Annotated in this window: 1 protein-coding gene; it reads right to left on the reverse strand. The window is 65.3% G+C overall.

The window, feature by feature from the left end; translation table 11 throughout:
* Positions 1–874: 874 nt before the first annotated feature.
* Positions 875–1743: fibronectin type III domain-containing protein (locus ACF8O7_RS19770; RefSeq protein ID WP_392444063.1), on the reverse strand; the 869-nt coding region annotated here is incomplete at its 5' end.

Here is a 1743-nt window from a genome sequence, read left to right on the forward strand (position 1 = left end):
TCTGTGGATCTCTATGCACCTGATTTCCGTATTTTCATCAGCATCGACTTTGATGTTCGGGTAATCCATCAGATCCAAGTGCTCTTTCTGTGGTTGACGCAAAGCAATTGGCCGTGTCAATGGTCTTGAACAGTCCATGCGAATTGCTTCACTGTTGGAGACGAACAAGCCCAATCCCGGCCGGTTGGTCTTGGTTCAAGACGTATCGTCGAAAGTCTGTGGGCCTTGTGCCAATACGCCGTGGTCGTGTTCTCGGCAGTAAGGCTTGCCTGCAGTGCAGTGCAACCGGCTGATCGGCATGGGCAATGTCATTGGGATCCTGCTGCTGGGCCGAGTGGGCGACAGGATGGGGCGCTGCGCTTTCTGATGGTGCTTTCCGTGTGCCTGGCCTGGCCTTGCTGTGCGGGCTGTGGGCCCTGACACGGGCTTCATCGCCCTGGCCAGTTCGGCACTGCCAACGGCAGCTGCATCGCGCTGTATCCCTGCATGGCCGCGACCTGGTTCGGCACGCGGAACCTGAGGGCCATCCTGGGGGTGCTCTATGTGGCGGTCGGCATTGCTGCACCGACTGTGGCCGGTGGGCGCAGGAGTAGGCCCGCGAGCCGGGTGATTGCGGGCCTGGGTATGGAAAAGCCGATGCCCTGGGGGCGTGCCTGAGAAGTATTGAGAGGGAGGGAGGAGAAAGACCTCAGGCTCGGCGGAAAGCGGATGCCGTCAGTATGCCCATCAAAGCTTAAGAAAAAGCTTTATGGCGGCGCTGTTTTCGGGAATCGCCGCCTTGCTGCAGCCTCTGCGCTGAGGGGGCTCGGGCTCTGGACGGCAGGCCCTGGCTCTTGCGAGCCAGGGCCTGCCGTGCTCCCGGGCGGCCCGCGTGTCAGCGCCGGGCCGTGAACACCTTCCTGCTGCGCAGGGCCAGGCCTCCCAACAGCCCGGACAGCATTGCGAGCGCCCATCCACCCAGCGAGGGAATGGCCTGCGCGCCTCCGGGTGCCACGGCAGCCACCACGGGAACGAACGGATCGCTGACGGAGCCCGTGGCCGGGTTGGTATCGCCCAGACCGTTGTCGGTGATGGTGTAGCTGACCGTGGTGCGGGCAGCGTTCAGGACCACGTTCAGCGAGGTGGCTGCATTTGTGGGGTCGAACCAGCCTCCTGCTCCGTCGGGCTTGCGGAACTGCACGTCCACGGGCAGCGGGCTGGGGTAGACCAGGGTCATCGTCACGGCGCCCGTGCACTGCTCGGCCGTGAAGGCGAATTGGCCGTTGGGCGCCTGCAGGCCTGGCGGTGTGGACGCTGCAGGGCCGAAGCCGCCGGTGGCCTGCAGCGTGCAGGTGGCACCGCCGCCGGACAGCGTCGCTGTTGGCGTGCCGGCCATGCCGGGCACGCTGCCTGGTGCGCCCACCAGCTCCAGCTTGCGCGGCGTGGCTTGTACCGCTGCGGAGTCCGCGCTGGTCTGTGCGCCGTTGGTGGCCTTGACGGTGAAGTTGTAGACAAATCCATTTGTCAGACCCGTCACGACGATGGGCGATGCCGTGCCCGTCTGCGTTGTCACGGCGGGTGCACCGGGTGCCGCCACTGGCGTGGCGGTCACGGTGTAGCCGGAGATGGGTGCACCGCCGCTGCCCACGGAGGCCGTGAAGTTCACCGTGGCCTGGGCGTCTGCGGCAGTGACGGTGCCGATGGCGGGGATATCAGGCGCGATGGCGTTCACGGCAAAGCTCTGCGTGACCTGGGGTGCGGCGC

This window comes from Delftia sp. WSY_16, assembly GCF_043104415.1.
Lineage (GTDB): Bacteria > Pseudomonadota > Gammaproteobacteria > Burkholderiales > Burkholderiaceae_C > Comamonas > Comamonas tsuruhatensis.